Below are 24710 nucleotides of genomic sequence, written 5' to 3' on the forward strand. Positions count from 1 at the left end.
CTAAAAGGATGGTGCGGGCACTCGGGATCGAACCGAGGACACCAGCTTGGAAGGCTGGGGTTTTACCACTAAACTATGCCCGCAAACAAGAAGCTCTTATTAAACCTTTTGTTTCGAAGGGGTCAAGATGGAATTCCTTTACTAACGGTTGATTTTTAACGCGTTGGTCACTTCCTGGTGAAAGATCTCGGACCCGACACGAAATGGACACGATGCCATTGTAGGCGAGAAAGATTGGAGTGGGAATACTGGTTTTTCTAAAAAATGAAAAGTCGCGCCCGCTCCTTCGCAAATTGGATATCCCGCTGCACAGTCCCACGGTTTAGCCCGATATTCAAGGCATCCATCCAGTCGCCCGGTTGCCACATTGGCTAAGCCTATTGCGGCGGATCCGGGACAGCGGATACGCCAAACACCCAGGGCTTGTTTCAGGGCTTCAAGGGATTGGGCTGGTATGGGGAAGTGCATGCAATAAGTCAGTTTTTCATTCACTAACTGAGTGGCTGCTTGTACAGGATTTGTTCCTTCAATTGATCCAAACCCCTTTCCACCTTGAAGCAGATTGTCCCGACCATAATCGTATATCAATCCATAGACTGGCATTCCATGTCGAAGAAGGCCCAGTGAAATGCAGCATTCAGGAACGCCAACGGCATAGTTGTTGGTCCCGTCAACCGGATCGAGAATCCAACAGAATTCAGACTTGGTTCGAATAGGTTCAGCTGTTTCAGCTCCTTCTTCCGAACAAAAATCATCACTTGGGAATTCCTTCTGAAGCAGGAGGAATAATTCTCTTGAAATGGTTTCGTCTACTACAGTGACACGGGTACCGTCTTTTTTCCAGCTGCTCTCGGCGGTGCCAAAGTTTGCCCGAAAGTATTCGACTTGAGCGAGGACGGCTTGGTGACCGGCAAGGATTCTATCCTGGAGGGCAGAGTCAGCGTTGGAGAGATCAGGAGTTTGATTGGTTAGGGAGCGATCCATTTATCTTCTTTTTGAATGAGTTGAACGAGTTGGTCAACGGCATCCTTTTCTGGAATGGCTGATTTTACGCGATTTTTACCCACATAAAGATCAATTTTTCCTGGGCCAGATCCCACATAGCCAAAATCGGCATCGGCCATTTCTCCGGGCCCGTTTACAATACATCCCATTATTGCAATGGTGACTCCTTTGAGATGACCGGTAGCTTGTTTGACCCGTTGGGTTGTGCTTTGGAGATCGAAGAGGGTACGTCCGCAACTCGGGCAGGCAACAAATTCAGTTTTGGAGATTCGGGCACGGGCTCCTTGGAGTAGATTATAGGCAAGTCCGCGGTTACGATTGAGTTCACCGGTGTGTTCGACCGAAAGGATTTCACCAATCCCGTCGCAGAGGAGTGAGCCAGATAGTATGGAGGAATCGAGAAGCTGGGCGGAGAAGGAGCCCCCGTCGGGAAATAATTGGTTTTGTTGATTATTTCGAATCCAAATGGGGAAGTGTAAATTATTTTGAGCGAGGTTTGCCGCAAGCAAACGGTAACTCGATACCGGATTTTGGTTCTCTTGAGGAGAGAGCGTGATTAGCGGTGTGAGGGGGAGATTGGATAGTAGTGCAATGTATCCCGCGGAGAAGGTTTCGTCATTGAGAGAAAGTATGGGATGTTGGCCGGCCTCCACACAAAAGGTCAGGAACCGGGCAAGTGAGGCTTCGTCCGTTGTGGCTTGTTGGGAATACCAAAGAAGTGGGGTGAGGTTTCGTTGTTGTGGAGGAATTGAATCGTCGTCCGATTCGTTTCTTTGATCCTCGACCACTAAAAAGGGAACTGCCCCGAACAGTGCTGAACGAAGAGTGGCAAGATGGGGAAGTTCGGAAGAGTGTGTTAAGGTAAGTAACAGTCCTTCCACCGGTGCGTCTTTCGCACTGACTTGGACTTGGGCGACTTCCTTAATAATTTGAGCGGATTGAGATATTGGATGATTTGCCGCAGCAATTACAAGCGGGGGGTGTTTATCTCCGATATTGCTGCCATCAGAGGTAAGAGAAGTTTCCGGACATCGGCGCCTTTGAAACGAAAAGGGATCCACTTCTTCGACCTGATGAATTTGTTTTTTAACCGTGCTTGCCCACCAGTTTTGAGCACGGTGTGCGAGGTCGCGTGCAACCGGAATTTCAGCCACAGGGTCCTCGGTAAGAGAAACCCGAATGGTATCGCCTAGTCCATCGAGGAGGAGTGACCCAATCCCAATCGCACTTTTAATGCGGGCATCCTCTCCATCTCCTGCTTCGGTGACACCGAGGTGAAGCGGATAATCCATGTCTTCTTCGTCCATTAAAGAGACCACGAGGCGATAAGCCTCAATCATCACTTTTGGATTACTTGCTTTCATGGAAAGAACGAGATCGTGATAACCGTGCGACCTGGCAATACGAATGAATTCTAGGGCAGATTCTGCCATGCCGCGTGGCGAGTCGCCAAATCGATTCATGATCCGGTCGGAGAGAGAGCCATGATTGGTTCCTATTCTCATGCATCGCCCGAGTTCTTTACAGCGGAGCACGAGAGGGGAGAATGACTCGTGGAGCCGTTCGAGTTCCTGTTCGTATTGAGTATCACTGTATTCACGAATGTTGAATTTTTTGCGGTCGGCATAGTTCCCGGGATTGACGCGCACTTTTTCCACATGTTTAGCTGCTTCCATGGCGGCGGAGGGAAGGAAGTGGATATCGGCAACAAGGGGAATGTTAAAACCGGCAGAACGAACTTCTTTGGCAATGAGTCCAAGCGCTTCAGCTGCCCGTACATTGGGTGCGGTAATTCGAACAATTTCACACCCTGCTTCCGCCAATTCAATGGTTTGTCGAACGGTGGCGTCCACATCCATAGTGTCAGTGGTGGTCATGGATTGGATCCGCACCGGGTGAGTACCCCCGGTTTGTATATTCCCAATCGATACGATCCGAGATTTTCGTCGGATCGAATGAAAACGCGAGGCGCAGTAGGTGGACGCCATGCCTTGGCTTACTCCTTAAAAAAGGCGCTGGAAATCAAAGAATGTGACATACAGCATGAAGGAAAAAAGTAGTACGATGAAAAGAATTTGTGACCGTTCGAGAAAGGCGATTGGAAGTGGTTTGCCACGAATCTTCTCAATGGTGGCAAATGCCATGTGCCCACCGTCCAATACTGGAATGGGAAGCAAGTTTAGGATGGCAAGATTGACATTTATAAACACCACAAACCAAAGGAGTTTTTTAAATCCAATACTCGCAAAAATACTTAGATTATTCACTATTCCAACCGGGCCACTCATATTGCGGAGTTTCACATCTGACTGCGGGTTAACAAGGCCGGTTAGAGTGTGGTACATATCTTTCACCCGACTTACAATTAATACGAGGGGGTTGGGGTAAGTGGTAATTGATTTAAACTCAGGGCTAAATCCAATCAATTTCCTTTTGCTTTCGGGGTTCCCTTTTTCGAGTTCCTTTACCACTGGTAGTAAATTGTAAGTCTGTTCCAATCCATTTTCTCCCCCTTTGCGTACCGTGAGAGCAATCTCTTTTCCGTCGTCCAGCTTCATCAGATAATCAACTAGGTGATAGAATGAAAATATCTTAATTCCATCAACTGAAAGCAATTGATCGCCTTGAGTAAGTCCGGCCGCGATAGCGGGCATGTCTGGTTGGAGTTCTTTAACAAAAAAGGTTTCCTTGGGTCCAATTCCGATAATTCGAATTTCTTCATTTCCAAATACCTCGGGGAATACTTCAACCACTTTTTGCTCACCATTCCTGAGCAAAGTGAGCTTGGTAAGTCGACGATCCTGCGCAGATTTTAGTTTTCCAGTAACAATTCTGCTCTGTATATCCATGAAATCCTCTACAGGAGACCCATCCACTGCAAGGATTTCATCGCCCGGTAAGATTCCTGCTTTCTTGGCGGGTCCAACAACAGTTTCTCCTTGCTCCACGATTGGATTCCATCGTTCTACGGTATCGGCAATATAGCCAATCTTGGTGGTGAGTTCACCATCTCGTCTTTCGTAGCCAAAAAACCAAAGTATGCTGGAGAGAACAAATGCGAGTAAGATATTAAAAACGGCACCCATCACGGAGACGATCATTTTGTCGGCGTAACTTATTTTAGCGGGTTTCTTTTCTTTACTTGCATCCAGCTCTTCGCCGTCTTCGTCCTCGTCTTCAATGTCGTCCCATGCCGACATTCTGTTTTCTTCCTCCTCCTCCTGTTCTTTTTCTCCTTCGAGTCTTCCCATATCGGCAAGTTGTGGCAGAGCCACATATCCACCGAAGGGAAACATTGAGATCCTGTACTCCACTCCATTTTTTTCCCATCCGAAAATTTTGGGTCCAAATCCAATGGAAAAGCGTTTAATTATCAAACCACGCTGTCGAGCTGCTAAAAAGTGGCCGAGTTCGTGGATAAAAATCGTAAATCCAAGTGCAAACAAGGCGACTAGAAGAAATGCAAAATCGTAAAAAAAGGACATATTAATAGAAGATGCTATCCGAGTTGTTGAACTCGTTTTTGGGCAGATTGACGGGTTTCTGCATCAAGAGAAAGAAGTTCGTCAACGGAGTTGGTGGAAATGAAATTAGAATGATTCAAGGTTTCTTCAATTATGCGTGAAATCTCAAGAAAGCCAATTCGATTCCGTAGAAAAGCATCCACCGCGATTTCATTGGCTGCATTAAATATGAGTGGAGCAGAATCTCCCTGCTCCATCGCTTCGATAGCAAGCCGTAAGCAGGGGTATCGGTCTAAAGACGGGGGCGAAAAAGAAAGGTCGAGTGGTTGACTAAAATCAAGCGATGATTCCACTCCTTCATGACGTTCCGGAAAAAGAATCGCGTTTTGTAGAGCAAATGTCATCGAAGCCGGTGTCATTTGGGCTAGGCAGCACCCATCAACAAATCGAACAATTGCATGGACCAAACTGGGGGGATGGATGACCACTTCCAATTGCTTCGGAGAAACATCAAAGAGCCAGCGTGCCTCAATTAATTCTAATCCTTTATTCGCCATGGTCGCCGAATCAACGGTAATTTTTTTCCCCATTGACCAATTCGGATGTTGAAGTGCTTGCTCAATTGTTACATTCGAGAGTTGATCAAGGGGTAAGTCACGAAATGACCCTCCTGATGCTGTAAGAATAATGGACTGGAGAGTTCGTTGGTCTTGCCCTTGAATGCATTGAAATACTGCATTGTGCTCACTATCTGCCGGGATTATCCGCCCGCCATGCTTTCGGGCAGTTTCGGTAACCAATTCCCCCGCTACTACAAGAGATTCTTTGTTGGCGAGAACCACCTCTTTTCCTTTTCGTAATGCGGCAAGTGTGGGCAGTAGTCCGGCGGCACCGACAATCCCAACTACAACAACATCTGCGTCTGTTAAAGAAGCCAATTCCTCCATTGAATTTTGTCCCGTGTGGAGTTGGGTGGTTTTGGGAAGGGTGATTTTTTCTATTGGATCATGAGTGAGGCAGGCATGGGGAACATTAAATTCTTTCGCAATTGCGACCAGTTTCTCAGATTGTTGATGGGCCGAAACTCCGATCAGTTCGATTTTATCCGAATGTTTGCGGATAACTCTTAAAGTGCTTTCGCCAATTGAGCCAGTCGCTCCCAAGAGTACAAGCTTCTTGGGTCGTTTCACTATCGAAGAAGGAATAAAATGAAGTACCCTGTGGGGGCGGCAAGGATTAGACTATCGGTTAGATCAAATAATCCGCCAATACCGGGTATCGCACCTCCGGAATCTTTCATTGAAGCGAGTCGTTTAAGCACCGAGGCAATCAAATCTCCAATTACAGCACTCAGAGCAAGCAATGTTCCCCAAATTGCGCCTTGTCCGGGGGTGAAAATCCAATCCCCAAAAAATACAATATCGGTGAATTTTTCTTGAAAAAGCCAGGGTAGCAGTGCCCCAATCCCCGCTGATGCAGCAAAGCCGCCAATTAGACCTTCAATTGTTTTCCCCGGGCTAATTGAAGGTGCCATCTTAGTACGCCCGATCGCCTTTCCAATAAGCAGTGCACCAATGTCACTGAACTTCGCCACGATCACAACCCAGAGAGAAAAGAATAAACCAAAACCCATAAAGCAGTCGGCATTTTCGTTCCCGCCGATTTGTAAAATACGAACGAAATATTGAAGAAGGAAAGATACAAAAAGCAGACCGAAGAAGGTAGGCATGAGTCTTTTAATATACATTCCTCTTTGAGCTTGCGGGAAAAGCACGCAGGCCGCGGAGGTAAACAATGCACCGATGGCAAGTACATCCACACCATAACCCTCAAAATAATAGGAAACGGGGATTAAACAACCACCTGTTACTAGCCCAGAAAGGCGATTTGCCGCATATCCCAGTCTTCCAAGAATGGTGTAAACTTCAAATAGTGTTAGGGTAGCGCATAGATTAAGAATCCACATCGCTCCGGTTTCCTTGAGAGAATATACCACCAAGGCAACAAGTCCCCAAAGTAGAATGGTTGAGAAAGAACGTAAGATCATGGGGCGATAGAAGTTATTGAGTTTTGATTAATCGGAGCAAGTTGGTCGCTTGTTTTACCAAACCGTCTTTCCCGTTGTATATAATTTTGTAAGGCCTCGATAAAAGCATCACGGTTAAAGTCAGGCCAGTGTAGGGGGGAGACGAAAATTTCGGCATAGGCCGCTTGTAGGAGTAGGAAATTACTTAACCTAAATTCGCCAGATGTGCGGATAATTAAGTCCGGGTCGGGTAAGTCCCTTGTTTCAAGGTGATTTGAAAAAGTCGACCAATCTAATTGATCGGGGGATTTCCCTGTTTCCAAAATTTCTCGTGTATAAGACTGTATTCCGCTCAATACTTCCTGCCGACTTCCATAATTGAGTGCAAGGGTGAGGTGAGATGTACTATTATGCTTAGTCTTTTCAATCGATGATTCTACAATTTCCTGTGCAAATTTTGGCAGACCAGATAAATCCCCAATTGCTCGAAGTCGAGTGCCATCTTTCAGTAAAGTGGCAAGTTCTCGTTTTAAGAATTCCTCGAGTAATCTCATGAGACCAGATTTTTCCTCGTCGGGCCGATTTTGATTTTCAGTACTAAATGCATAGAGGGTCACGTATTGAACCCCGAATTCTCGTGCTGCATTTACTACACTACGAACATTTTTTACTCCATTTCGGTGACCAAATAAACGTGGTTTTCCACGACTTCTCGCCCAACGACCGTTGCCGTCCATAATGATGGCAACATGCTTGGGGAGTTTTTCTCGTTCGCTTTCAGAAAATTTTGTCATGCTTCGATTGGAATACCTCAACGATTTCATGACCAATTGACAACGAGGAAAGCATATTCTAGTTCCATCTAATGAAAAAAAAGGTAACACATCTTGAAATTAAGGAGAAACTTTCTGAATTACCCGGGTGGAGTTTCAGTAATGACCAATTGAAAAAGTCTTACCTTTTTAAGGATTTTCGAGAAGCCATGGGTTTTCTAATTGCGATATCTTATCAAGCGGAGCGGCTAGATCATCATCCAGGAATTTACAACTGCTTCAATCGTGTAGAAATAACACTTAATACCCATGATGCGGATAATAGGGTAACCGAGAAGGATTTTAAACTGGCTCGTGCAATAGATTCAGTTCTTTAAAAAAAGAAAAAATTGCCCTTGGCAATCCCACAATCTCCTATGGGATAGTGGGATTATAAGAGTGGTAAACTACTTCTCTATGAAAGAAATTAAAAAAAATCATTCTTTTCGGGTTTTGATCCCTTTGTTTGTCTCCCAAACAATAGGAGCGTTTAATGATAATGGAATGAAGGCAATGTTGCCTATTATGGCGGCCTTTCAATTTGGAAAGGCGAGTATGGACCAGACTAACCAAGTCGTTTCAATCCTATTAATTCTTCCTTTTGTTGTCTTTGCCCCATGGGCAGGATGGGTCTCTGATCGCTTTTCAAAGAAGGATGTGGTCAGTCTAGCCCTGCTTTCACAAATATTGGGCTTAGGCGTACTTGCGGGTGGATTATATCTTGAAAATCTAACTATTGGACTGTGTGGCTTTTTTCTCCTCGCGGTTCAATCGGCTTTTTTCTCGCCTGGGAAAAAGGGAATATTAAAGGAATTAGTAGGCTCTGATCGATTGGGAATGGCAGTGGGTTGGATGGAAATGTTAACAATGGTGGGGATTCTCGGCGGTGCTTTCGTGGCCGCGAAGTACTTTGATTTATTAGTTCCCCATTATGGAGGGTGGGGTACTGGGTTAGTTTTATGTGTTGTTGCGATCGGCTTGGCACTCTTTTCCTGGATATTATTTATTCCCACTCCGAGGACAGAGGCACCCAGGGCTGGGTCTTTTCAACCGCGTGTGCTATGGAGTCATTGGGATGACCTGAGTTCCTTATGGAAAAATCGTAAATTAAGGGCGGCCGCCTTGGGAGATGCCTGGTTTTGGTCAGTGGGGAGTTTTTTCTACCTCGTTTTAGTTAAATTATCAGGAGAAGTGATTGAGGGAGAGGTCGGCATGGGCACGCTTTATGGGTATTGGTTCTTACTTCTTGGGGTTGGAATAATGCTTGGTAGTTTATTGGTTGCTTATTTAAACAGAGGACGAGTGGAGCTTGGTCTGACTCCAATTGGTGCATTTTTGCTACCCCTTGCCTTCATACTTTTATATTTCGTCGATCCATTTGATGTGCTTTTTGAATGGGGTTGTTTATTACTTGGATTTTCTGGTGCATTATTTTTTGTTCCGTTAAATGGTTTCTTACAGGATCAGGCTGGGGAGTCTGAACGAGGAAGGATTTTAGCCGCATCGAATTTGTTAACTCAAATATCCAGCATTGGCTTAATTCTTTTCCATGCATTTCTCTCCAATTCACTGGGACTTTCAGCGAAAGAGGAAATTTTGCTGATGAGTATTCCTGCTAGTATAATTGCAATGGTAACGATGAAAATATTGCTGGAAGATTTTTTCCGCGCTCTTTTCCACATGGGATTACGAATTTTTTATCGAATCAAAATTGAGGGAATGGAAAATTTCCCGACCACGGGAGGAGTTTTACTAGTAAGTAATCATGTATCCTATGCAGATCCTGTATTTATTGGTGCGGCATTTTCCCGAAAAATCAGATATCTTGCATACAGTGGTCTCGCCCACTCAAGGGTAATGCGTGGAGTATTTGCCCTTACTAATACCGTAACAGTTTCCCCCGACCGTTCATTAGAATCTATCAAGAGGTCCGTGGCCAAGCTCAAGAATGGAATGCCACTTTGTGTATTTGCGGAAGGTGGAATTTCTCGAATGGGGACAATTTTTCCTTTCAAGAGGGGAGTGCTGTTACTTGCAAAACAGTCAGGGGTTCCCATTTTACCCGTTCACCTGGATGGGGTCTGGGGTTCAATCTTTAGTATGGAACGGGGACAATTTTTCAGGAAGTGGCCCATTTCTTTTCCTTATCGAGTTTCGGTCCGAGTTGGAAAGTTAATTGATCCGAATCAGGCAGGTTCTGAGATTGTGAGATCGAGCGTTATGGATTTGGGAAGACTTTCCTTTACTGCCCGTTTGCCTACTCCAATAAAGGTTAAGGATTGCATCCAGCAATCATTCCGTACTTCTCCTCAGGCAATATTCTTTTCTTTTAAGCATGGACATAATGTAACGCGGGGAGAGATTGCATCTTTCTTGAGGTCGGGAGAGAGTATCAACTCGATTTCGTCTGAATGTCATAGTTACCTGAATGCAATGCGGGCAATTTTTCAATCGGAGGGAGGACCCCGAAAAATATGGGCTTCTTTTCTTCGTCTTCGCGAGATTCACTTATGGGATTTGGCAGGATTCAAATTTGCAATCGATTCCGACTTAAATCCCGAGTGGATCTTCTGGTCCGCATTTCTTGGTAATCGAGAGATTCTCTGGGGGTCACAATTTATTGAAGTCCATAACCCGAAGATGAAGAAGGGCAATTCTGTTCAATTAACTAACGGAATCAGTACGGAAAGAAATGGTCTGGTCTCTATTAATTTTCGATCCGATGCGCAATTGCAAGGTGAAGTGGACGAACTGGAGAGTGGATATAAGGAAAAGACTTTTGGTCGGTTACTTCCAGGTTTAAGTTATCAACATGATCCGCATTTTGGTGTAATTGGAATAGATGGTGTACTGGACCCCATCAGTAATATTGAGGGGATCGATAAAGACGGATTTTTGTATCCAAAATGAAGATTTCAATGCTTTCCCTACTAATCTCTTTCTGATAGTAAACTTGTTCGCTTACCATTTCTGCTATGTCTTCATTCCTACAAGAATCTACTCAATTTGCCAATGCCCTTGATCAATTACAGGGGAAATCAGTTCTAGTACTTGGACATCGACGCCCGGATGGTGATTGTATTGGCTCTCAAGTTGCATTGACCCGAGTATTGATTACCCTTGGAATTGATGCCAGGGCAGTAAATCAAGATCCTGTCCCTAGGACATTAATCAAGTTTGTGGGCGATACTCCTTTTTATTCACCTCAAGAGATAGCGGGAGACGACTTTGTAATTGTAACAGTAGATTGTGCTGACAAAAAGCGGGTAGGGGATGAATTATCCAAGCGATTTCCCCAAGTTTTCCTCAATGTGGACCATCATGTCTCCAATAATGATTATGCGGAAATCAACTTGGTTCTTTCGAATGCATCTGCAACCGGAGAAATTTTAGCCAAGTTTTTTCTAGATTGCGAATTTACGATTGATTCAACTACTGCGGATGGGCTTTACCTCGGAATTGCGACTGATACTGGTCAATTTTGTTACGGAGGAACAAATGCCTCGGTTTTTGAAGTTTGCCGGCGATTATGTGAGTATGGAGCCAGTCCTTCCTCGGTTGCCCATGAATTGTACGAGAGAGAAAAACCTGGTCGAATTCAATTACTACAGAAATTTTTAGCAAGTTTTAGGATGGAGTATAATGATCGAGTTTGTATTGGAATAATTCGTGATTCTTACTATGAAGAAACGGACACACAAGCAGAAGATACCGAGGGCTTTGTAGATTATGCCCGTTCGATGGAGGGAGTCGAGATTGGGGTATTGATCGAGGAGCGAAATGAAAATATTAAGGGTAGCTTTCGGGCCAAAGATTCTCGTTATCGAGTGGATGTGTTAGCCAAGGAATTCAGTGGAGGGGGCCATGCTTGTGCCGCGGGATTTAATGTGGTGAAAAGTTTCGATGATTTCTACCCAGAATTGGTTAATGCAATTGGCAAGCACTTACTAAAAACAATCGAGAAATAATTTTATGAATGTACAGGAACCCATTTTTGAAGGAATTCTCTTGGTGGATAAACCAAGTGGAATCACATCTCACGATATTGTAGATCGTCTGCGTAAAAAGTTGAAGATGAAGAAGATAGGTCACGCTGGGACCTTGGATCCTCTTGCTACTGGACTCATGATAATGCTTATTGGAAAGGCCACAAAAGTGTCCCAGTTCCTTATTAGCTTGGACAAGAGTTATGAGGGAGAGTTTCTGCTTGGTGTGGAGACCGATAGTCAGGATGCAGACGGTGAAGTCGTACAAGAAAAGCCAATACCCTCGGAGGTTGACGAGGAGAGAATCAAGGAAGAAATGAAGTCTTTCCTCGGTGATCAATATCAAATTCCTCCTATGTTCTCGGCAAAGAAAATTGCCGGTGTACCACTTTATAAAATGGCTCGGAAGGGAAAAACTGTTGAGCGTGAACCTCGGTTTATACGAATTAGCGAATTGAATTTACACGAATGGGATTCTCCAAAGGGGAAGTTTGATTTGGCATGTAGTAAAGGAACTTATGTTCGTACGGTATTGCATGACTTGGGGCAAAAATTAGATTGCGGCGCTCATTTAACTGCTTTGCGAAGAACGAAGATAGATCAGTTTGAAATAGCGGGAGCAAAGACATTGGAAGAGATCGAACAAATGCAACTGGGCGAATTCCAATCCCTCTTGATTCCTATCCATCAGGCGGTTCCCTCTCACGTACTATAATTGGGTGGAGGTATTTACCTCAATTGAAGAACTGGGTCGGAGTACCGATCGCCCAATCTACCTTGCTTTGGGTATGTTTGACGGGGTGCATCGTGGGCATCTTGCTGTCCTTAAAAAAGCACAGGAAATTGCGAACGAGAAGGAGGGGGTGGCAGTGGCATTTACCTTTCCTGAGCATCCTGCTTCTTTTCTTCGACCTGATCAAACTCCACGCTTGATCATGAATAAAGAGGAGAAAGCAATGCGTTTATTGGAACGGGGTATGTCGGGTGTGGTTCTTCGAACATTTGATCGTGAATTTGCCAGTGTTGAGGCAAGGCATTTTCTTTCATTCCTTCTTGCCCGTATTCGTAGTCTGAAAGGATTATGTGTAGGACAGAACTTTCGTTTTGGAAGGGGAAGGAAAGGGGATGATTTATGCCTGCAAGAATATGGTGATGAGGTCGGATTATCGGTCGATGTGGTTCAATCAGAATTATTTTCCAACTCCCCGGTTAGTAGTTCCCGAATTCGAGAGGCATTGAAGTTTGGCCAAATTGAAGAGGTCAATGAAATGCTTGGTTGGATCTACACCATCTCTGGAGAGGTGCTTCCTGGGAAAGGAATGGGTAAGGAATTCGGTTTTCCTACAATCAATATACCATGGATTCCCCAGGCTCGTCCTGCTTATGGGGTGTATGTGGGAATGGTGCATGATGATTCAGGTGAGAGGAATGCAAAATATGCGATTGCAAACTATGGACTAAGGCCAACGGTAGAGGAAGGGGCAACTCAACCTCTTCTTGAGGTCCATGTACTCGATTCGATTGAGGACGGATTTGGAAATGTGGGACAAAAACTTTCGATGACATTACAATCTTTTTTGCGTCCAGAGAATAAATTTGATTCTTTGGATAGTTTGAAGAGTCAAATTAAAGAAGATCTTCTAAGGGCAGAGAAAATGCGCCAGAAGGCTTAACTTTTCTTTTGCAGTGCAGGGCACCAACAGGTCGTTCTGCCGCCAATTTGTTCTCGAATTAACAAGGATTTAGTTTGCGGGCAAATTTGTCCATTTTTCCATCTCGAATGGAAAAGCCAGTCTTTAGGTGGATCTCCGCCGTGTTGTCCAACGGAATTTATTGCCCCCTTTACAACAAATATGATTTTTTCAAATAATCTAACTTGTTCTATTTTCGATATTTGGGATCCAAGCTGAGCAGGATGGATTTTGGATCGCCAAAGAACTTCGTCCGCCATCCAGTTTCCCATTCCGGGAAAGTATCGTTGGTCGAGTAGTAGAGCTTTTAGGGGGCGTCGGGAATGTCTTTTTAATGCCCCGGAGAGGATGTCACTATTAAATTCCTTCCGAAGCATACTGATGGGCAGATCACTCCACCAATGAGGTGGATCATTCCCTTCTCCAAGTCGGATTCGACCAAACTGTCGAGGATCGCGAAATGCGAGTGTTTGATTGGTTTGTCTTACGAGGAGAGCATCGTGCTTCTGAGCCTTATAATGTGGAGGTTCACTAAAAAGGTTTCCAGTCATTCCCAGGTGAATTCCGAGCCAGTTATTGTTAGAAAATGAAAAAAGCATTTGTTTTCCATGGGTATCGGAGGCAGATAAAATTGATCCCGTAATTTTCTTTTGTAATTGGGAACGATCTAAATCACGATAGACTCGAGAAGTTGGGTGAGCGGTAACTTCTTTTACTTTATGCCCTATTCCAACTGTCCATTGACTGCAGGCATAAGCAACTTCAGCAAGTTCTGGCATGTTTTAAGTTAAACCTTCTAGGTTGATGGATCTAATGCAAGTAATCGTTTTCGAGTTTCTCTGTCTTTTTTACGATCAGTTTTGATCTCAATTACCCGTATTCCAGATTGAATTGGGATTTGGATCAGGTTGATAATTTCATCCCAACTTTGTGATCGGATAAATTCAATTCCATGTGCTTGGCAAAGTTTCGAAAAGTCACAGTCCTGAGGGGTAGCAAAGCATTTTTCAAACTCCGGTTGATTGGCAATTGGAAGGTGTTCAAATATTCCACCTCCTTGGTTGTTGATTAGAAAAATAGTCAGATTTCCAACGAGTTGATTTTGGAATAGTAGGGCATTGGAATCATGAAGGAAAGCGAGTTCTCCCGTAAGTAAGAATGTTGGTTTATCTGCTTTGTGGGCCAGTCCTAAGGCAGTTCCCAATGTTCCATCAATTCCATTTACTCCTCGATTTCCGAATATTTTTCGATCTTTATCACTACCGGACCAAAACCATTCAATGTCTCGGATAGGCATGCTATTTGCCACCTGAAGGATAGAGCCTGGTGGCAGGTATTGAGAAAGGATGTGCGATAATTTTCCCTCGAAAAAAGGAAGTCTTTCTGAAAAAGCTACATTCAGTTTTTCCTCCACTCTTTTTTCTGAACTTTGCCAGGACTCGACCCATCCCTCTTCGCAGTTCGGTAGGTGAACCGAGGAGAGGTTGGGGAATTGAATTGAGAACGATTGGCTTGGACTCGCAAGCGGATCAACTGAGATTCCTCTTGGTTCAATTATAATTCGCCTGGCACCGGATTGATCTACCCAGTTTCGTAACGTCTTGGACGTGGGGAGTGGACCCAAGACAATAATGAGATCCGGCCGGTTTTCTTTGATAAATGTGGAATCTCGGAGAAGGTTTTCGTAACGAAGAATTCTTCCAGGCAATGGTGTTTCCCGAAGCGGAGAGAGAGAATCACACAATACTGGAACTGGATATTTACTAAGCCAATCGTCAATAACTGAAACAGGAGCAAATTGACCCGCTACGATGAGTGGGCGCGAAAAATTTTTAACTGCTTGGTTAATCTTGCTAACTTCTTCACCTGCGTTGGGTACTGGAATTTTACTTTTTGGGAGAGGTGAAAGTGAATATGCGGGTGGTGACTGAGTGGGTATAAATGGTTCGCGAAAGGGGAAGTTGAGATGAACTGGACCCGGGTTTAGAGCAGTACTTTGGGAGTATGCATGGGCTAATGTACTTTGTAAGGAATGGAAGGAGGAAGGTTCAAGTGTGGGGTGGGGGATTTGATAAAATCCCCGCACGAACGACCCAAATAATTCTCTTTGGTTGATCGTTTGTCCGGAAGCACAGTTCTGAAGTTCGTCTGGACGGTCCGCGGAGAGCAAAAGTAGAGGTATACCAGAATGTGAGGCCTCTGCTATCGCTGGGAACCAATGGGTAACTGCTGAACCTGAGGTGCACAGTAGAACGGAGGGTTGTTTTGTACGTTGACTGAATCCAAGTGCTAAAAATGCGGCAGTTCTTTCATCGAGTACTGGGATACAGGAAATGTATTGATGTCGTTCGAGTCCTAATATCAGTGGGGTGGAGCGAGAACCCGGTGAGAAAAAAACTTGGGTAATACCGAGTTCGTGTAGAGTGTGAGCAACAATTTCACCCCATATGAAATTGGCTTGTGCGGTGGACTCGGAATTATGATTCATTCATTGGGAAGAGTAGTTCTTCCCGTAATAACTTCAAGCATGGCCTCAAATTTCCAATCGGTCTCTGCCTTTTCATTCGAGGGAATTGAGCCCTCTACAATACCGGCTCCCGCATAGAGAGTTAATGAACCCGGGTTAATTTTTCCGCATCGAATGGGGACAATGAATTCGCCACGACCACGGGCATCAAACCAACCCGCTATCCCGGAGTACCATCCCCGTGAAAATCCCTCTAGTTCGTTCACCATGGGGAGTGCCTGTTCCCGTGGAGAACCTCCCATTGCAGGAGTAGGGTGTAGTGCGGCAAGCGCGTCAAAGGGGTGAATACCTTCAGCCAATGTTGCCCGCAGTGGAGTGCGTACATGTTGCAAGTTGGCTAATCGAAGTAGGCGAGGGAGGCCTTCTTTGCATTGAGTGATCCCAGTTGATTTAAGTCTTCGTAAAATGGAATCAATTACAAGCCTGTGTTCTCGGACTTCTTTATTTCGTCCAAGTAAAGTTTTACCCAGATGAGCATCTTTACCTGCAGATGGACCTCTGGGGGCAGTACCGGCAACTGCTTCTGTCTCGAGAGATGTGCCTGAAACCCGGGAAAGAATTTCGGGTGTCGAGCCAATGAACATTCCTTCATCTGGAGTAGACATACAAAATGTATAGCAGTCGGGGAATTTATTTCTTAAATCATGAGCGATCGAAAAAACCGCAAGTTCCTGCTTCGTTCGGTAAGTAAGTTTTCGAGCCAAAACAATTTTTGAAATTTTACCATCTCTGATCGCTTGAAGTGCTTGGCCAACCGATTCCTCATAATCAGAACTTTCCTTTGGTCGGTCTAATTGAACTTTCTTAAAGGTCTGGCGTATCGGGCCACGATCGTGTAATTCGTTAAATCTTTGCAGAGTTCCAAAGACATCCTCGGCTAGAGTATGGGGAGATGAGGAAGAGGAAATTTTACTGTTTACTATGATGTAGTGAGTTCCCCCTTTCCTGAGAACTTGCCAGTGGGGTAAAAATATTTGAAGTGCAGGCAGGTCGGGATCCGAGGGGTTATTTTCGAAGGTGGCGTTTAGGAAAAGTGTCGGGCCAGTTCCGGCGACTTGATTATCACCAGCTGTATGAATTTGACTGAGGAAGTTTTCGGACCAGATTTTGGCTTCTTGAAATCGCTGGCTTCCATTAAAAGTACCTCTTTCTATAGGGTCTCCGCAGGCAACGGAAAATTCATCATTTGGTTTTTCGAGGTAATAAATGGATTTTTTATTTGTATGGATCTGCTCGAGCACAGCAAGGGGATCACAGTAACTAGTCTCGAAAGTAATTGATGAATATACTAGACCACCTTTCCTTTTTGCCTCGTCGATACAATGAGCAAAAAAGGGTTGAAGGTCAGTCTGTTGATCGCAGATCATTGGGGCGGGACTGGAAAACGAGCTATTCATCTTCGCAACATGACTTGGGAGTTTTTAAGACTGGATCATATCCTCCCGGATGCATTGGATTACATCGTGCAATTCGCAGAAAGGTTTTAGCAAGTGCCTTGGGGAGTGAAAATGCAGTAAAACATTCTAATGCATATTCAGAGCATGTCGGATAAAAACGACAGGCTGCATAGGGGCCTAAAATAAATTGCTTAAGAGGAGAGAAAAATCTGTAGATACGGATGAATAATACAAAAGGGGAGGCAACTATTTGCCAAAAGATTCCTATGTTTACATACTCTAGCACTTGTTTTTTTCTATCTGCATTTTGGTTCATAGGCAAAAAAAGACCCCAGGATTTTGAAAAGAAAGAAAAAACTAGGTGGTTTTTTCCAAAGTTTCACGGGAGGTGGGCAGAGACTTATCTTCAATTTCGGATGTAATCTTTTCCTTAAATTCTTCGAGTGTACATGGACCATCCCAACTGGGGTTTGCACGAGAACGAACGGAGACTTTTCCTTCCTCTGCCTCTCTTTTCCCCACGATAAGCATATGGGGAACTTTATCTGTCTCTGCTTTTCTAATTTTAGCACCTAGCTTTCCAGATAATGTATCAATGCCGACGCGAATACCTTTTCCTTTAAGATCTCGAAGATATTGTTCCGCCTTGTCTGTTAAATCATCATTCATGGGCAAAATACGTACCTGTTCCGGGGCTAACCAAGTAGGAAAGTTTCCGGCAAAGTGTTCGATCAAGACACCGCAGAATCTTTCCATTGAGCCAAAAGGTGCACGGTGAATCATTACTGGGCGATGGTCCTGGTTATCTGACCCGACATAGCTCAGGTCAAATCTCTCGGGTAAATTATAGTCTACTTGTACAGTGCCTAGTTGCCATTCTCTTCCGATAACATCCTTGACGACAAAGTCGATTTTGGGTCCGTAGAATGCCGCTTCTCCAAGTTCTTCCTCATAATCGACTCCTAAGTTTTGAACTGCTTCCCGAAGTGCTGACTCGGCTTTGTCCCAAGCTTCGGGTGAACCCACATATTTATCAGACTCAGGATCACGCAAACTTACCCGGACCCGGTAGTCATTCATTCCCAGAATGGAAAAGACCAATTTTACGAGGCCCAAGCATCCTTGAATTTCCTCTTGTAATTGATCTTCCCGTATAAAGAGATGAGCGTCGTCCTGGGTAAAGCCTCTGACTCTGGTCATTCCGTTCAGTTCACCGGACTGTTCCCATCGGTATACGGTTCCAAATTCTGCAAGGCGAATGGGGAGATCGCGATAGGATCTTTGTTCCGAGCGAAAAATGCGAATGTGCATCGGACAATTCATCGGTTTGAGCAGGTAGCCTTCGATTTCTCCTTCGTCTAATTTGTTGGATAGTTCGGAGCAACTGCATCCTTCCTCTGCAAGTTTTGTAAGGCATTCACGGTGAATTATGGGTGGGTATTGAGAATCTTGATAATAAGGGAAATGCCCAGAAGTCCGAAACAGATCAAGCTTTCCCACATGGGGAGTGTAGACCTGGGAATAGCCCTGCTTATTTAACTCGGCCGAGATAAAACTTTCCAATTCCTGTCGAATAATAGCACCTTTTGGTTTCCATAGCACCAGGCCTTGTCCGACCATATCATCGATGTGAAAAAGTCCCATGTCCCGTCCGATGTTTCGGTGGTCTCTTTTCTTGGCCTCTTCTATTCTTGTAAGATGTTCAGCAAGTTCATCCTTGGATGGAAATGCAGTTCCATAAATTCTTTGCAGTTGTTTGTTATCAGAATTTCCACGGTGGTAGGAACCCGCTACCTGGAGGAGTTTAAAGGCTTTAATTTTCTTTGTGTAGGATACATGAGAACCTGCACAAAGGTCGTGGAATTCACCGTTGCGGTAAAAAGAAATGGTTTCACCTTCTGGGATATCGTCCAAACGACCCAATTTATAAGTAGTTTGGCCCATGTCGGAGATGATTTTCTTCGCTTCTTCCCGGGAAACTTCAATTCTTTCGAAGCGTTGATTTTCTTTAATAATCTTTTTCATCACGACTTCAATCTCGTCTAAGACTTCAGGAGTGAATGCTATTTCTGAGTCAAAGTCGTAATAAAATCCGTTATCCGTAGGAGGTCCAATATCTAACTGAGCATCAGGATAGAGTCGCAAGACAGCAGCAGCGAGGACGTGGGCAGTAGAGTGCCGAATTTCTTCTAATGGATTCATTTCCTTCATAATGAAGATATCTTCTAATTGTACAGATAAAAACCTGCAACGCCAAAGGGAAGAGTTTTACTCATCAAACCCAAGATTGGGTCGTAACCATTTCAGGGCTTCTTCGATCGGCCAATTTTTCCTTTTTGCATAATCTTCAACTTGGTCCTTGCCGAGCTTGCCCACATTAAAATATTTTGAATCGGGATTGGAGAAATAAAGGCCAGAAACTGAAGAGCCTGGGTTCATTGCCCGTGACTCTGTCAATTCTAGCCCGATTTCTTTCTTCACATCGAGAAGTTTCCAAATGGTGTCCTTTTCGGTATGATCGGGTTGGCATGGATATCCACTGGCGGGGCGGATACCCTGGTATTTTTCTTTGATTAGTTCGCTATTGCTTAAATTTTCAGTTTTTCCAAAGCCCCACCACTCACGCACTTTTTTATGAGTATATTCAGCCATTGCTTCTGCAAATCGGTCGCCCAGTGCTTTAGTCATAATGGCGTTATAATCATCATTGTCCTCCTCAAATTCTTGTGCCAGTAAATCTACTCCAGACCCTGCACAAACTGCAAAGGCGCCGAGGTAATCAGTTCGGTTGGAATCGATTGGTGCCACAAAGTCTGATAAGCAAAATTGAGGTTGGTCGAGTAGAGATTGTTGACGTCTTACAAAATGGAATCGACCGACCTCATTTTGTTTTTCTAAATCTTCGTACAAAACAACATCGTCTGTAGATGAATTTGCTGGCCAAATACCGACCACTGCTTCGCAAGTAAAAAGATCCTCCTTGAGTATCCGGTTTAATAAAACTTGTGCATTGTCGAAGAGATCTTTGGCTTCGGAACCAGAATCAGACCGTTCGAAAATAGAAGGATACTGTCCCTTTAATTCCCACGACCAGAAAAAAGGCGACCAATCGAAGAACTCGAGTACTTCCTTTAAGGGGGCAGAAATTTTGTGAACACCAAGGGCGTCGGGATAAGGTTCCGAAATTTCTTGTTTTTCCCAATCAAACTGAAGTGATTTTTTTCGGGCCTCTGTAATTGGAAGTAGTTTTTGTTGCCCTTTTTCGGCATGCTTTGTGCGCAGAGTTTCTTGGTTTATTTTTAAATTTTCCAAAAACTCTTTTTTCTTACTTTCGATGGTAAGATCGTTGCAAACATTAACCACAAGGGAGGCATCTGGTACCTGTACTACTGCTTCTTTGTAAAAAGGGGCGATCTTAATGGCAGTGTGTGCTCGGCTTGTTGTGGCACCTCCAACAAGGAGTGGGATTGTCATGCCTAGCTTGGTCATTTCCTTGGCATTATGAATCATTTCATCAAGGGATGGGGTAATTAATCCGCTCAAACCAAGAACATCGGCATTGTGCTTTTGCGCAGCCTCTAAAATTTTATCGCAGGAAACCATCACTCCTAAGTCAATCACCTCCCAATTGTTACATGCCAGAACAACGCCGACTATGTTTTTTCCGATATCATGTACATCACCCTTAACTGTGGCAATTACCATGGTACCTCGCTTACTGGATTCAGTCCCGACTTTTTCGGCCTCCATAAATGGTTCTAAATAAGCAACTGCTTTTTTCATCACCCGTGCACTTTTTACGACTTGAGGAAGGAACATTTTACCTTCGCCAAACAAATTCCCCACTACTTTCATGCCGTCCATCAACGGACCTTCAATCACCTCCAATGGTCGTCCTAGCATTTGGCGTGCTTCCTCTGCATCTGATTCAGCATAGTCTCCAATTCCTTTTACCAGAGAATAAGTGAGTCTTTCGCCTACTGGTTTCTCTCTCCATGAAAGGTCGGGACCTTCTGATTTTCTTTTCGAGCTCTGATCTTTAATTTGTTCAGCAAACTCTAATAGTCGGTCTCCTGCCTCACTATCTTTGGCTAGTACTACATCCTCAACGCATATCCGAAGATTGGGCTCAATATCATCATACACTGCAAGCATACCCGCATTGACAATCCCCATGTCCAGCCCTGCCTTACAGGCATGGTAGAGAAAGGCGGCATGCATTGATTCTCGAACTAAGTTATTTCCGCGAAAAGAAAATGAGACATTACTGATACCGCCGCTAGTCCGCGCATGCGGACATCTTTTTTTGATTTCCCGAACCGCCTCAATGAAATCAATTCCATACGAGTCATGTTCAGGCATTCCGGTAGCTAGAGTGAGCACATTGGGATCAAAAATAATATCCTGAGGAGGGAAGTTAACCTCATTGACTAATATTTTGTAGGCTCTTTCACATATTCTGACCTTATCGTCCAAGGTGGCGGCTTGTCCTTTTTCGTCAAAAGCCATGACCACCACTGCGGCCCCATATCGTTGGGCCAATTGGGCATGTTCCTTAAAAGTTTCAACCCCTTCCTTGAGGCTTATTGAATTGATGATACATTTTCCCTGAATTACCTTTAATCCTGCCTCTATGACTGACCATTTTGAACTATCAATCATAATTGGAACCTTGGAGATATCTGGTTCAGAGACCACCAAGTTTAAAAAACGGCTCATACACGCTTCCCCGTCAAGCATTGCTGCGTCAAAATTAACATCGATAACATTGGCACCATTTTCAACCTGTTGTTTGGCAACCCTTAACGCACTCTCATAATCTTCCGCTTCAATTAATTTTTTAAAACGTGGCGAGCCCGTTACATTTGTTCGTTCCCCCACCATTAAGAAGGATGTTTGTTGATCCTTCATTGTGAAAGGTTCTAACCCGCTTAAGCGAAGTGCGGGATCAATTTCGGGCACAGTCCGGGTAGGATAATTCCCCAGTTTTTCCGAGATTGCATGTATGTGTTCGGGAGTAGTTCCGCAGCAACCACCTGCCAGGTTAATTAAGCCTTCCTCCGCAAAAACTGATAAAGAATCAGCAGTATCTTCAGGTTTCTCGTCATACCCTGTCGCGGAGAGTGGATTGGGTAGACCAGCATTGGGGTAGCAATGCACCAGGCAATCAGCATGCTTGGATAACTCTTGAAGGTAAGGACGCATGGCATCGGCTCCCAATGCACAATTTAAACCAACACAAAGCGGTTTTGCGTGGGAAATAGAATTCCAACAAGCTTCTGTTGTCTGACCCGATAGCGTTCTTCCAGATGCATCGGTAATTGTAATTGAAAGGATAACAGGAAGCCTTTTCCCGGTGTCATCAAAGTAGTTTTCTATCGCAAAAATCGCGGCTTTTAAATTGAGAGTATCAAAAGTGGTCTCTGGTAAAAGTAAGTCCACCCCGCCGATTACCAACGAATCTATTTGTTGATAGTAAGAGGAAACAAGTTGATCGAATGTAACATTTCGAAGTGCAGGGTCATTAACGTCAGGGGATAGAGAAGCGGTACGGTTAGTGGGACCAATTGCACCAGCAACAAAACGAGGCCGACTCGGATCTTTTACCATTGCCGCATCTGCCGCCTCTCTTGCCAAGCGGGCAGCACTGATATTAAGTTCGGGCACGATTTCTTCCAAATTATAATCGGCCATGGAAATTGTGGTGGCACTAAAAGTATTCGTTTCCACAATATCACTTCCCGCATCAAAATAAGATTGATGAATATTACGAATGATATCGGGTCTTGTGAGGCAGAGAAGGTCGTTGTTTCCCTTTAGTTCTTTGGCATGATTCTTAAAATGTTCTCCCCGGAAGTCTTCTTCCTCCAGTTTCTCTTGCTGAATCATAGTCCCCATGGCTCCATCCATGATCACGATTCTTTCTTTTAAAAGATTTTGTAGGTCCTTTTCGGTAGGTCGGCTTAAAGAGAAGTTTTTCATTTCGTATCAACGCATCATGATATCTTGATGCGTTATTTGCAAACCGAAAGAGTATTTCTTAGCGGAAAGATTATTTCATTTGGTTGTAAATTTCTTTGCTTCTTTGTAAAGAATCGTATACAACAGTTTTTTCGGGATGTAGCGTAGTCTGGTTAGCGCGCCTGCTTTGGGAGCAGGAGGCCGAGAGTTCGAATCTCTCCATCCCGACCATTTTCTTTTGCAAATCTCATAGGAAGCCTAATTCATAGTTATTTCCTGTTCAGTGATTCGAGTTGCAAAGTTATTGACCCAGTAATTTAAATTTTGATTACTTACCAGAAGGAAAATACTGCACGCTAATGGTACCATTACTCCATCATTAAAACCTAGCTTAATAATGGGCGAAGACGAAGATCAGAATATTATAGAGCATTATCGATTGTCATCCCATCCTGAAGGGGGATGGTTTAGAAGAACTTACAGTTCCTCTACTAATGTATTTCTCGATCGAGGGGAAAGATTGTGTGGAAGTTCTATCTACTATTTTCTAAAGCAGGGGGAGCACTCATGCCTCCATTCTTTGAAATCGGACGAGACTTGGTATTTTCATTTTGGTTCATCAGTTAGAATTCATCTATTTTCAACTTCAGAATATCAAAGTGTAGATCTCGGTCACGATTGGCAATGCGGCGAGGTCGCTCAATACCCAATACCAGCCGGCGTTGTATTTGGGGCGGAACTACTCCAGAAAAAAGGAGCGTTAATGAGCTGCTCGGTCTGTCCAGGATTTGCAATTGATGATTTTAAATGGGCATCTGTTGATGAACTTTTAGTAGAATTTCCTGAACAAGCTGAAATTATTCGCCGCCTGCAACCTGACTTTGTTCCGGAAGATAATTGATGATTGTAACGGAAGAATATCGAATGGGGCAGGATCGAATTTTGTCCTGTGTTATTCCACAATATCAAGATTGGATAGATTCAATTTTAAATGAGTTAAAAAGAGGAAAAAATAATTTTGAATATTCACACCCAATCGGTGGGCGATGGGAAAACTCATACCTTAGTATTAACGATATTCCTTCGGTTCGTTTGCCCATGAGGTTGGCGAGAGAAATAATAAAAGAAAAGTGGCAGAAACCAACTATCGTACTCTATGAGCCTCCCCATCATTTAAAAAATGTACACCCCCCTTTTTGGTTCAATATTGCCAAGTGTAATGAAATTACTGGAGTTCATGATCATGCCCAATTAGCTTCTTTTTCTGGCGTTGTTTATTTGCAGTGTAATTCTTTTTCTGGTCAATTATATTTCCCCCAATCGGGAGGAGATGAATTTTCGATTATTCCCGAGGTTGGAAAGATGGTTTTATTTCCCTCCAACGTAAGGCATGGAGTACACCCTAATAAGTCGGAAGACGAAAGAATATCGCTCGCCTTTAACCTCTATCCTTTTCCTCTTCCGAGTGAGGAATGGTAGGCAATTCTTTGTTATATTATATTTTTTAAAATAAAAGTAATATCTTTTTCGATTTACATTGTTATTTTTTGTTGCGATCACAATTATTATATAAGTTTTAAAACCAGTTAAAAATTTTAATTTCCTAGCTATTGTCCATTATGATTCAGCCAACTGATTCTTTTGAAGAAATTGATTCCGCCGTTGTCCGGTTTGCCGGAGATTCTGGAGATGGAATGCAAACTGTGGGGGAGCGATTTACCGATAGTAGTGCATTCGCCGGTAATGATATTGCGACTCTTCCTGACTTCCCTGCTGAGATTAGAGCCCCCGCCGGCACCCTTGCTGGAGTTTCTGGTTTTCAATTGCAATTCGGTAACACC

19 protein-coding genes, 2 tRNA genes and 1 pseudogene are annotated in these 24710 nt (G+C 44.0%); 9 read left to right on the forward strand and 13 right to left on the reverse strand.

All coding sequences use genetic code 11. The features are described from left to right. Positions 1-9 precede the first annotated feature (9 nt). The 7 genes from ACKPQ5_RS10640 to uppS form a co-directional block, all read right to left on the reverse strand. Positions 10-83 (reverse strand) — tRNA-Gly (locus ACKPQ5_RS10640). Positions 84-141: 58 nt separating this feature from the next. After that, a complete protein-coding gene (locus tag ACKPQ5_RS10645) occupies positions 142-984 on the reverse strand; it encodes an inositol monophosphatase family protein (RefSeq protein ID WP_407679091.1) in 843 nt (280 codons plus the stop codon). Next, positions 969-2993 (reverse strand): (E)-4-hydroxy-3-methylbut-2-enyl-diphosphate synthase, encoded by a 2025-nt coding sequence (ispG, locus tag ACKPQ5_RS10650; RefSeq protein WP_407679092.1) that lies wholly within the window; start codon positions 2991-2993, stop codon positions 969-971. Before ispG ends, ACKPQ5_RS10645 begins: the two co-directional genes overlap by 16 nt. 15 nt (positions 2994-3008) lie before the next feature. Continuing rightward, complete coding sequence (gene rseP / locus ACKPQ5_RS10655; RefSeq protein WP_407679093.1) at positions 3009-4490, reverse strand: RIP metalloprotease RseP; 1482 nt, start codon at positions 4488-4490, stop codon at positions 3009-3011. Between the two features lie 14 nt (positions 4491-4504). Beyond that, on the reverse strand, positions 4505-5659 hold the full coding sequence (gene dxr, locus ACKPQ5_RS10660) for a 1-deoxy-D-xylulose-5-phosphate reductoisomerase (protein WP_407679094.1): 1155 nt from the start codon (positions 5657-5659) through the stop codon (positions 4505-4507). Next, positions 5659-6516, reverse strand: coding sequence for a phosphatidate cytidylyltransferase (locus ACKPQ5_RS10665; RefSeq protein WP_407679095.1), 858 nt, complete (start codon positions 6514-6516; stop codon positions 5659-5661). The genes dxr and ACKPQ5_RS10665 overlap by 1 nt, the downstream gene beginning before the upstream one ends. Then, positions 6513-7289 carry a polyprenyl diphosphate synthase gene (uppS, locus tag ACKPQ5_RS10670; RefSeq protein ID WP_407679096.1) on the reverse strand — a complete coding sequence of 259 codons (777 nt, stop codon included), beginning with the start codon at positions 7287-7289 and terminating at the stop codon, positions 6513-6515. The genes ACKPQ5_RS10665 and uppS overlap by 4 nt, the downstream gene beginning before the upstream one ends. Positions 7290-7360: 71 nt before the next feature. Between uppS and ACKPQ5_RS10675 the strand changes: the two genes are divergently transcribed. The 5 genes from ACKPQ5_RS10675 to ribF all read left to right on the forward strand — a co-directional run bounded on the left by ACKPQ5_RS10675 (position 7361) and on the right by ribF (position 12966). Continuing rightward, positions 7361-7645, forward strand: coding sequence for a 4a-hydroxytetrahydrobiopterin dehydratase (locus ACKPQ5_RS10675; protein ID WP_407679097.1), 285 nt, complete (start codon positions 7361-7363; stop codon positions 7643-7645). Positions 7646-7724: 79 nt separating this feature from the next. Then, positions 7725-10217, forward strand: coding sequence for an MFS transporter (locus ACKPQ5_RS10680; RefSeq protein ID WP_407679098.1), 2493 nt, complete (start codon positions 7725-7727; stop codon positions 10215-10217). Between the two features lie 65 nt (positions 10218-10282). Next, positions 10283-11275: a DHH family phosphoesterase gene (locus ACKPQ5_RS10685; RefSeq protein WP_407679099.1), complete on the forward strand. Its 993-nt coding sequence runs from the start codon at positions 10283-10285 to the stop codon at positions 11273-11275. A 4-nt stretch (positions 11276-11279) separates the two neighbouring features. Further along, complete coding sequence (gene truB, locus ACKPQ5_RS10690; protein WP_407679100.1) at positions 11280-12008, forward strand: tRNA pseudouridine(55) synthase TruB; 729 nt, start codon at positions 11280-11282, stop codon at positions 12006-12008. A 4-nt stretch (positions 12009-12012) separates the two neighbouring features. Further along, positions 12013-12966 carry a riboflavin biosynthesis protein RibF gene (ribF, locus tag ACKPQ5_RS10695; protein WP_407679101.1) on the forward strand — a complete coding sequence of 318 codons (954 nt, stop codon included), beginning with the start codon at positions 12013-12015 and terminating at the stop codon, positions 12964-12966. Here ribF and ACKPQ5_RS10700 read toward each other — a convergent pair. From ACKPQ5_RS10700 to metH, 6 genes are all read right to left on the reverse strand, one after another. Next, a complete protein-coding gene (locus ACKPQ5_RS10700) occupies positions 12963-13763 on the reverse strand; it encodes a DNA-formamidopyrimidine glycosylase family protein (RefSeq protein WP_407679102.1) in 801 nt (266 codons plus the stop codon). The genes ribF and ACKPQ5_RS10700 overlap by 4 nt on opposite strands. Before the next feature lie 17 nt (positions 13764-13780). Next, positions 13781-15472 carry a 2-succinyl-5-enolpyruvyl-6-hydroxy-3-cyclohexene-1-carboxylic-acid synthase gene (gene menD / locus ACKPQ5_RS10705; protein WP_407679103.1) on the reverse strand — a complete coding sequence of 564 codons (1692 nt, stop codon included), beginning with the start codon at positions 15470-15472 and terminating at the stop codon, positions 13781-13783. Then, entirely contained in the window at positions 15469-16908 is a 1440-nt protein-coding gene (locus tag ACKPQ5_RS10710; protein ID WP_407679104.1) for an isochorismate synthase, read from the reverse strand. The genes menD and ACKPQ5_RS10710 overlap by 4 nt, the downstream gene beginning before the upstream one ends. Further along, the gene (gene yidD / locus ACKPQ5_RS10715; protein WP_407679109.1) at positions 16901-17158 is read right to left on the reverse strand and encodes a membrane protein insertion efficiency factor YidD; all 258 of its coding nucleotides are present in this window, start codon (positions 17156-17158) and stop codon (positions 16901-16903) included. Before yidD ends, ACKPQ5_RS10710 begins: the two co-directional genes overlap by 8 nt. Positions 17159-17265: 107 nt before the next feature. Further along, a complete protein-coding gene (gene thrS / locus ACKPQ5_RS10720) occupies positions 17266-19119 on the reverse strand; it encodes a threonine--tRNA ligase (RefSeq protein WP_407679105.1) in 1854 nt (617 codons plus the stop codon). A gap of 57 nt (positions 19120-19176) precedes the next feature. Then, the gene (gene metH / locus ACKPQ5_RS10725; protein WP_407679106.1) at positions 19177-22890 is read right to left on the reverse strand and encodes a methionine synthase; all 3714 of its coding nucleotides are present in this window, start codon (positions 22888-22890) and stop codon (positions 19177-19179) included. Positions 22891-23022: 132 nt separating this feature from the next. On the opposite strand from metH, the gene ACKPQ5_RS10730 reads away from it, so the two are divergent. The 4 genes and pseudogenes from ACKPQ5_RS10730 to ACKPQ5_RS10745 form a co-directional block, all read left to right on the forward strand. Continuing rightward, positions 23023-23100 (forward strand) — tRNA-Pro (locus ACKPQ5_RS10730). 166 nt (positions 23101-23266) lie between these two features. Beyond that, entirely contained in the window at positions 23267-23770 is a 504-nt protein-coding gene (locus ACKPQ5_RS10735) for a cupin domain-containing protein (protein WP_407679107.1), read from the forward strand. Beyond that, the gene (locus ACKPQ5_RS10740; protein WP_407679108.1) at positions 23770-24348 is read left to right on the forward strand and encodes a putative 2OG-Fe(II) oxygenase; all 579 of its coding nucleotides are present in this window, start codon (positions 23770-23772) and stop codon (positions 24346-24348) included. The genes ACKPQ5_RS10735 and ACKPQ5_RS10740 overlap by 1 nt, the downstream gene beginning before the upstream one ends. Before the next feature lie 140 nt (positions 24349-24488). Then, a pseudogene (locus tag ACKPQ5_RS10745) lies at positions 24489-24710 on the forward strand (2-oxoacid:acceptor oxidoreductase subunit alpha); the annotation flags it as partial.

The sequence above is a fragment of the Candidatus Seribacter sulfatis genome (assembly GCF_964187635.1).
GTDB lineage: Bacteria > Verrucomicrobiota > Verrucomicrobiia > Opitutales > Seribacteraceae > Seribacter > Seribacter sulfatis.

Bases quoted from the DNA above. Each gene is read 5' to 3' on its own strand.
- ACKPQ5_RS10645 (WP_407679091.1), bottom strand. From the start codon at position 984: ATGGATCGCTCCCTAACCAATCAAACTCCTGATCTCTCCAACGCTGAC.
- ispG (WP_407679092.1), bottom strand. From the start codon at position 2,993: ATGGCGTCCACCTACTGCGCCTCGCGTTTTCATTCGATCCGACGAAAA.
- rseP (WP_407679093.1), bottom strand. From the start codon at position 4,490: ATGTCCTTTTTTTACGATTTTGCATTTCTTCTAGTCGCCTTGTTTGCA.
- ACKPQ5_RS10665 (WP_407679095.1), bottom strand. From the start codon at position 6,516: ATGATCTTACGTTCTTTCTCAACCATTCTACTTTGGGGACTTGTTGCC.
- uppS (WP_407679096.1), bottom strand. From the start codon at position 7,289: ATGACAAAATTTTCTGAAAGCGAACGAGAAAAACTCCCCAAGCATGTT.
- ACKPQ5_RS10675 (WP_407679097.1), top strand. From the start codon at position 7,361: ATGAAAAAAAAGGTAACACATCTTGAAATTAAGGAGAAACTTTCTGAA.
- ACKPQ5_RS10680 (WP_407679098.1), top strand. From the start codon at position 7,725: ATGAAAGAAATTAAAAAAAATCATTCTTTTCGGGTTTTGATCCCTTTG.
- ACKPQ5_RS10685 (WP_407679099.1), top strand. From the start codon at position 10,283: ATGTCTTCATTCCTACAAGAATCTACTCAATTTGCCAATGCCCTTGAT.
- truB (WP_407679100.1), top strand. From the start codon at position 11,280: ATGAATGTACAGGAACCCATTTTTGAAGGAATTCTCTTGGTGGATAAA.
- ACKPQ5_RS10700 (WP_407679102.1), bottom strand. From the start codon at position 13,763: ATGCCAGAACTTGCTGAAGTTGCTTATGCCTGCAGTCAATGGACAGTT.
- menD (WP_407679103.1), bottom strand. From the start codon at position 15,472: ATGAATCATAATTCCGAGTCCACCGCACAAGCCAATTTCATATGGGGT.
- ACKPQ5_RS10710 (WP_407679104.1), bottom strand. From the start codon at position 16,908: ATGAATAGCTCGTTTTCCAGTCCCGCCCCAATGATCTGCGATCAACAG.
- thrS (WP_407679105.1), bottom strand. From the start codon at position 19,119: ATGAAGGAAATGAATCCATTAGAAGAAATTCGGCACTCTACTGCCCAC.
- metH (WP_407679106.1), bottom strand. From the start codon at position 22,890: ATGAAAAACTTCTCTTTAAGCCGACCTACCGAAAAGGACCTACAAAAT.
- ACKPQ5_RS10735 (WP_407679107.1), top strand. From the start codon at position 23,267: ATGGGCGAAGACGAAGATCAGAATATTATAGAGCATTATCGATTGTCA.
- ACKPQ5_RS10740 (WP_407679108.1), top strand. From the start codon at position 23,770: ATGATTGTAACGGAAGAATATCGAATGGGGCAGGATCGAATTTTGTCC.